5 protein-coding genes are annotated in these 8,254 nt (G+C 47.4%); all 5 read left to right on the top strand.

Annotated elements, in window-relative coordinates; translation table 11 throughout:
• Nucleotides 1-46: 46 nt before the first annotated feature.
• On the top strand, nucleotides 47-1,237 hold the full coding sequence (locus tag ACVW0P_RS13695; protein WP_457132610.1) for an acetate/propionate family kinase: 1,191 nt from the start codon (nucleotides 47-49) through the stop codon (nucleotides 1,235-1,237).
• Between the two features lie 3 nt (nucleotides 1,238-1,240).
• Complete coding sequence (locus tag ACVW0P_RS13700) at nucleotides 1,241-3,625, top strand: phosphoketolase family protein (RefSeq protein ID WP_457132611.1); 2,385 nt, start codon at nucleotides 1,241-1,243, stop codon at nucleotides 3,623-3,625.
• A gap of 116 nt (nucleotides 3,626-3,741) precedes the next feature.
• Nucleotides 3,742-4,551, top strand: a complete 810-nt coding sequence (locus ACVW0P_RS13705) for a DUF6544 family protein (protein WP_457132612.1) — start codon at nucleotides 3,742-3,744, stop codon at nucleotides 4,549-4,551.
• Nucleotides 4,552-4,661: 110 nt separating this feature from the next.
• Nucleotides 4,662-6,254, top strand: coding sequence for an oleate hydratase (locus tag ACVW0P_RS13710; RefSeq protein WP_457132613.1), 1,593 nt, complete (start codon nucleotides 4,662-4,664; stop codon nucleotides 6,252-6,254).
• A gap of 6 nt (nucleotides 6,255-6,260) precedes the next feature.
• Entirely contained in the window at nucleotides 6,261-7,913 is a 1,653-nt protein-coding gene (locus ACVW0P_RS13715; protein WP_457132614.1) for a L,D-transpeptidase family protein, read from the top strand.
• The last annotated feature ends 341 nt before the right edge of the window (nucleotides 7,914-8,254 follow it).

The raw sequence follows: 8,254 nt of genomic DNA on the forward strand, positions 1-8,254 counted from the left end.
GCGGTTGTCACTTAAAAAAGCCCCCCCTCGTTGTAGGTTTGTTTTGATGATAAACCGATCAGACCTATATATTTTGGTAATTAATTGCGGATCGTCCAGTCTGAAATTCAGCCTGTTCGAATCCACTGGTTTCGAGATCGGAATATCAGGTAGTATCAGTGGTATAGGCGGAAATTCCTGCCAATTCAAGATAAGCAATAATCAGGGGCAGGAAATATTTAACCAGCAGGGCACTTACAGTAATATGAAAGATGCGGCCGGCGCAGTCATCCGGTGGTTTAAAGGCCAGTCGTATGGCATAATAGCCATAGGGCACCGGCTGGTGCAGGGTGGGCCGGATCACCGCGAACCGGAACTTATCACGGACAATCTTTTAATGCGGCTTGAAGAATTTATTTACCTGGCACCCAATCACCTGCCCGATGAACTGGGCACTATTAAGGCCTTTGTTTCAGCACTCCCTAAAATCCCTCAAGCGGCCTGTTTTGACACTGCTTTTCATAAAGATATGCCGTCCTTTATAAAACATTATCCTCTGCCTGAAATTTACCGAAGCAAAGGGTTGATAAAATACGGCTTCCATGGTTTGTCCTACGCTTATATCCTGCAAAAACTACTAAAGGAAGATTCCGACACCATTAACAAAAAAATCATTATCGCCCACCTGGGCAATGGAGCCAGCATGGCAGCAATACAAAACGGAAAATGCCTGGACACCACGATGGGCGTCAGCCCGATCGGTGGGCTGGTTATGAGCACGCGTTCCGGCGATCTGGATCCCGGCGTCATCCTGTTCCTGCTGAAACAATATCGGCTGAATGTAGATGAACTCGACGAACTGCTGAGTAAAAAGTCAGGCATGACCGCAATCGCCGGTACCGGTAATATGGAAGAACTATTAGCTAAAGAAGCGACAGACCACAAAGCAGCGTTAGCGATACAGGTATTTTGCTACCAGGCAAAAAAGCACATCGGCGCATTAGCAGCGGCGCTTGGCGGCCTGGACTTGCTCGTTTTTACGGGTGGCATCGGTGCAAACTCGCCGCTCATCAGGGAGCGTATCTGCCGGGACGTGAATTTCCTGGGTATTGAACTGAACCAAGAGGCTAATCTTAAAAACGCGGAAATTATTTCATTAAAGACGAGCCGGGTATCGGTTCGCGCTATACCAACTCACGAAGAACTGATGATCGCACAAGCCGTGCGAAAAGTCTTAGATCACGTTATTAAAAACTAAAATATGGAAACCGAATTGATCAACATAGAAGCCGAGGCTCTGTCGCCAGAACTTTTACAAAAAATAGACGCCTACTGGCGGGCCGCCAACTACCTTTCGGTAGGACAACTTTATTTACGCGATAACCCGCTGCTGAAAGAACCCTTAAAGCTGGAACACATCAAAAACATGTTGTTAGGCCATTGGGGAACCACCCCCGGCCAGAATTTTATCTATACACACCTGAACAGGATCATCAATAAATATGACCTGAATATGCTGTATGTTTCGGGGCCTGGGCACGGTGGGCCTGCGGTGGTTGCCGGGACTTATTTAGAGGGCACCTACACGGAAATTTATCCTCGCATTTCACAGGATGAGGACGGACTGAAAAAGTTGTTCACTCAATTTTCACACCCGGGCGGTATTTCCAGTCATGCCTCACCGCAGACACCCGGCTCCATTCATGAAGGCGGTGAACTGGGTTACTCCCTTAGCCATTCTTTCGGTGCAGTAATGGATAACCCAGATCTGATCGTTGCCTGCATTGTGGGCGATGGCGAAGCCGAAACAGGCCCACTGGCTACGGCCTGGCATTCCAATAAATTTCTGAACCCGCTAACCGATGGAACAGTGTTGCCAATTTTACATCTCAACGGTTATAAAATATCCAATCCTACCCTGCTGGCGAGGATACCTCACGAAGAACTTTGTCAACTATTTAGCGGTTATGGCTGGAACCCCATATTTGTGGAAGGTGACGACCCGGAAACCATGCATAAGGCTATGGCGAAGGCACTCGACTATGCCGTTGAAAGGATCAAACAGGTAAAATATGAAGCCAAACATCACAAAGCCACACGAGCCCGCGGGCCAATGATCATCTTGCGTTCACCAAAAGGCTGGACCGGGCCAAAAGTAGTGGATGGTTTCCAGATCGAAGGAAACTTCCGTTCGCACCAGATTCCGCTTTCAGTCTCCGCATCCGCGCCCCCGGAACATTTACAATTATTAGAAAACTGGCTGAAAAGCTATAAGCCAGAAGAACTTTTTGACACACACGGAAAATTACGACCGGAACTGGCCGAACTCGCTCCTAAAGGAGACCGACGGATGGGCGCTAACCCTAATGCCAATGGCGGGCAATTACTGCGCGACCTGCGCCTGCCGGATTTCAGAGATTACGCCGTTACCGTAGCCACACCGGGAACTGAAGGTGAGGGTGATACTTATGTTTGCGGCAGGTTCCTGCGCGATGTGATCCAAGCCAACCTTGAAAAAAGGAATTTCCGCATCTTCGGGCCAGACGAAACCGTTTCCAACCGGCTGGACGCTGTCTTTGAGGCCACAGACCGTCAGTGGAATGCCGCGGTTGCTATTCATGACGAGTTTTTAGCACCCGACGGCAGCGTGATGGAAATGCTTAGCGAGCACCAGTGCGAAGGTTGGCTGGAAGGTTACCTGCTGACCGGCAGGCACGGCCTGTTCAACTGCTATGAAGCCTTTATCCATATTGTCGATTCCATGTTCAACCAGCATGCCAAATGGTTAAAAACAAGCCTGGAGCTCCCCTGGCGCAGAAAGATCGCTTCGCTGAATATCCTGCTGACCTCCACCGTTTGGCGTCAGGATCACAATGGCTTCACTCACCAGGACCCCGGATTTATCGATCATGTAGTCAATAAAAAAGCTGCGATCGTCAGGGTTTATTTACCGCCCGACGCTAACTGCCTGCTTTCGGTGGTGGATCATTGCCTGCGCAGTTATCATTATGTCAACGTGATTGTCGCGGCCAAACATGCCGCGCCGCAATGGCTTGCGATGACCGAAGCCGTAGAGCATTGCACCCGGGGTATTAGTATATGGAACTTTGCCAGCAATGACCAGGACTGTGAACCGGATGTAGTGATGGCCTGCTGTGGCGATGTGCCGACCTTGGAAACGCTTGCCGCAGTTACCATTCTTCACGAACATTTGCCAGAACTGAAGATTCGGGTGATTAACGTGGTCGATCTTTTTAAATTGCAAAAAAGTTCGGAACATACCCATGGTCTGCCCGATAAGGAATATAACGAACTGTTTACTACCGATAAGCCGGTCATTTTTGCTTTCCACGGGTACCCTTACCTGGTGCACCGCCTAACTTATAACAGGGCTAACAACGTAAATATGCACGTGAGGGGTTATAATGAGGAAGGAACGATCACCACTTCTTTTGATATGACCGTGCTCAACCAAATGGACAGGTTCCATTTGGTAATGGATGTGATCGACCGTTTACCGCAAACCGGCAGTAAAGGCGTATATCTGAAACAACACCTGCAGGATAAGCTCACCGAACACAAAGATTATATCCGGATGCATGGTAAGGATATGCCCGAAATACTGGACTGGAAATGGAAGCGATAGCGAAACGCCCGCTAACCAAAACATTATAACAAGCATCACTTGTTATAATGTTAACTATCATCGCTTACAAAAAGTAATAGTTCACCTTTGGGGCTTACAATAAGCAATTTAACGCCATGTGGTATGTGCTGGGAATAGCAGGCTTTTGCCTGCTATTCATCTTAATTAAACGGATACGTGCTGCTAATGAATTTGAGCAGGAAGTGGTCGAATTATTTGCCTTACGGGATAGCCTGTCCGATCAGGCTTTCAGTTACGCGCAATTGGTCGGCCTGCCCGAACCAGTACAAGCTTATTTCCGGCATGTGCTGAAAGAAGGTGAACCTTATATCAACTACGTCAGGCTCAAACATAACGGGCAGTTCAAAACAGGCCTGAATAACAAGTGGGTTGACATTGTAGGGGAACAATATTTTACGGTGAAAAAAACCGGGTTTATCTGGAAAGGAACAACGACGCTGTTTACTGCACGTGATATGTATATATCAGATAAGGGCAGGCTGGTAGTTTCCCTCTTTTCCCTTTACAATATCGTGAACGGAAAAGGTAAAAAATTTAACCAGGGTGAATTGTTACGCTGGCTGGCCGAAAGTGTCTGGTTCCCGACAAATCTACTGCCCAGCGAAAGTCTGCAGTGGTTAGCCATGGATAAGAATACAGCCAAATTGATCTTTACGTACAGAGGTATGTCCTTATCTTATATCGTAAGTTTCAGCAATGACGAAATCACCCAGTTCCAAACCAGCCGTTATATGGGCAATGAAAAGCTGGAAACCTGGATCGGGAAGCCGGGGGCTTATCAAAAGATCAATAACATTATGGTTCCCACCAAAATTGAAGCGATATGGCGGCTGGCTAAAGGCGATTTCAGCTATGCTAAATTTAATGTTCTGCGCATCGATTATAACCTGCCGGAAAAGTTTTAAGTACCACATAACAGGTCTTAATATAAGTAACCGCACGCATTTTACTGACGGACATCATTTATTCAGCAGCCTTCCTGGCTTAGGTTTGCTAACCAACGAAAAGCAATGCTATGAAAAACTCAATTCCAACTATTCCGCATCGTCACATCTATTTAGTCGGCGCCGGTATAGCGTCCCTGGCCAGTGCCGCTTACTTTATCAGGGACGGCCATATTCCCGGCGATAGTATAACGATATACGACGAATTGCCTGTCGCCGGCGGGAGCCTGGACAGTGCCGGCTCGGCGGAAAAAGGTTACCTAATGCGCGGCGGGCGGATGCTTAATTTCAGCTACCTTTGTACTTACGACCTATTTTCTTTTATTCCCTCGCAAATCGACCCGGCTGTTACCGTGCTGGATGAGATCAAAGCTTTTAACGAGAAAATAAAGACGCATTCTCAGGCCCGCGTGGTAGAAAATGGTAAGATCTTAGATGTCTCTTCGATGGGTTTCAGTGCCCGCGACCGGCTCGACCTGATCGAAATGATGGCGGTAAGCGAAAGCCACCTGGGTACCAAACGGGTAAATGAATGGTTCGCGCCTGAATTTTTTAAAACCAATTTCTGGTTCATGTGGGACACCATGTTCGCTTTTCAGCCTTGGCACAGCGCGGTAGAATTTAAACGCTACCTGCACCGCTTTTTACACGAGTTTGAGCGAATCAATACGCTGGAAGGTGTTGACCGCACTCCATACAATCAATTCGATTCCCTGGCCATGCCGCTGATTAAATGGCTGAAATCGCAGGGCGTTCATTTTGAAATGGGCGTTAAAGTAACGAATATCGATTTTAAAGCCATCGGCGAACAAAAGATGGCGGCCCGGATGCACATGCTGAAAAATGAGCAGCCGCAGGAATTGGAGTTAAATATAGATGACCTGCTGCTGGTGACCATCGGTTCCATGACCGCAGATTCGTCTTTGGGTGCGATGCATAGAGCACCGGAACTCATCACCGATAAACGCGACGGCAGTTGGTTGTTATGGGAGGCTATTGCCAAACACAGTCCGGAATTCGGCAGGCCTTTTGTATTTGATAACCGGGTGGATGAATCCAAATGGGAATCTTTTACGGTGACCAGTAGAGGGCATTTGTTCTTTGAATTGATGGAAGAATTTTCGGGAAATGCTGCAGGCACGGGCGGCCTGGTGACTTTCAAAGATTCCAACTGGCTGATGTCCATTGTTCTGGCTTATCAGCCTCATTTCATAAGCCAGCCGGATGATGTGACCGTTTTTTGGGGATACGGCTTGTTCCCGGATCAGGAAGGCAATTTTGTTAAAAAGCGTATGGCCGATTGTACGGGTGAGGAGATCCTGACGGAACTGATACATCACCTGCACTTTGACCATGTGCTGGATCAAGTCTTGGAAAATGCTAACTGTATTCCCTGCATGTTGCCTTATATCACCAGCCAGTTCCTGACCCGCGCGGAAGGCGACCGGCCACAAGTTGTGCCCAAAGTTTCCAAAAACCTTGCCTTTATCGGGCAGTTCGCCGAAGTGCCGGATGATGTCGTATTTACGGTTGAATATTCTGTCCGCACAGCGCAAATAGCCGTTTATGAATTGTTAAAGCTGGATAAAGAAGCTACTTCGATGTATCATGGCGACCATCATCCCGGCATACTGTTCCATGCTGCTGAAACCATGTTCAGATAAATCAAAATGGCACACTTAATATCCCAATTGAACAGGCTAACTTGGCTGACCGTAGCGTTGATTTGCAGCACCTCCTTCAGCGGCTGCAGCCAGGAGGTAAAAAAAACACCAAAATCCGACAGTCTGAGACATGACTGGGATAGAACAATCCCAGGCAATTTCAGCGGGCAATCTAAAACAGTATTTGACAGTACCCGGATAGCTTCGTTCTTTAAGCGTTACCCCGCTGTAAAAACTTATGAGCCAGAACTCCGTACCTTTTACCGGCAAAGGAAATATGCCTATGCCTGGTTTGATGACGGGCAATTGATTGAACAAGCCAGTAATCTGGCCAACCGGGTCATGAACTTAGAGAATGAAGGTATTTACAAAGCGGTGCCTTACCAGCAGGCACTGGACTCTTTGTTACATGACCAGGGAGGCAAAGGAAAAGACATTCAGCAAGATATTTCGGCTGAATTAATGCTGACCACTCAATACTTTGTGTTTGCCAAACTGGCCTGGCACGGCATGAATACGGCAACGAGCAAATCTTCGGGCTGGTTTATGCCGAGAAAGAAAATTGCCTATCCGCAATACCTGGACAGCCTACTGAAAAAACCGGCAGATAACCGTTCTACTACCGAACCGGTCTATCGTCAATATGATTTATTGCGGGGGTTTTTAAGAAAGTACCGGGCATTGGACCAAAAGGATCAATGGCTGCCAATTATATTAACAAAGAACAACCTGAAGAACGGTGATTCATCTGACGTCATCAGGCTATTAAAAGCCCGCTTATTTAAACTGGAAGATTACTATGGCGACACTTTGAGTGCCGTGTATACCGAGGAACTGGTAACTGCGCTTAAGGTATTTCAGGAGCGGCACGGCTTGCTGGTCAGCGGTCTGCCGGATAAAGCCACACTTGCCGGATTAAATGTTCCGTTAGCCTCCCGGATCAAACAGATCCTTGTCAATATGGAGCGCAGCCGCTGGTTGCCGGTAAAATTGAATAGCGATTACCTCGCTGTCAATATCCCGGAGTATCAGTTGCATGTTTACCATGCGGATAGCCTGCTGTGGAGTTGCAAAGTGGTAGTGGGCCAAACCGTGCACCCAACAACTGTGTTTTACGGTGAGGTTAAACAGGTGGTCTTCAGCCCCTACTGGAATTTACCGCGTGGCATCACTCGGAACGAAGTGCTGCCGGGTATCCGGAAAAATCCGCGATATATTGCCGAACACCGAATGGAGATTACCGGGACCCAAAACGGCCTGCCGGTGATCAGGCAAAAGCCAGGACCGGAAAACTCGCTGGGATTGGTCAAATTCCTTTTCCCTAACAGTTATAATATTTACCTGCATGACACACCCTCTAAATCGCTATTTGGTGAAACGAGCCGGGGATTCAGTCACGGCTGTATCCGGGTGAGCGAGCCGGCTAAACTGGCAGATTTCCTGCTGAAGAGCAACGGGGATTGGGATGCAGAAAAAATCAAAGCAGCGATGCACGGCGGTAAAGAGCGCTACATCAACCTTACACAAAAAGTTCCTGTTTTCATTGCTTATTTCACCGCATTTACTGACAGGGATAACCGGTTGAATTTTAGAAAAGATATCTATCAACTCGACGCGCGCCTGGCGGCAATGATCCTGTCAGGTAACGGAGCCTATTAAAAATATCCTATGAAAATATTAGAAAGCAAGGTCGTATTTATTACCGGCTGTAATTCCGGGATCGGACAGGCCTGCACATTTGAAGGTGCACGTAAAGTTATGAGCTTGTATTGATGTTGGAGTAATGTACTGAAATAAGTATTATAAAACAGCACCCTCATTAATAAAATTAAATAAACAAACCGAAAATGAAATCAAACGACGAACTTACAAAAGACGTTCAGGACGCAATTCATTGGGAACCAATTGATATTCCGGGGATGTTGACCACCTGATTCCGTGGCAAATTGACCAGGCAATTAGCTGGCGAACGATAGCAGCGAGAGCTGTAAAAGCGTTTT

The sequence above is a fragment of the Mucilaginibacter sp. UYNi724 genome (assembly GCF_054057495.1).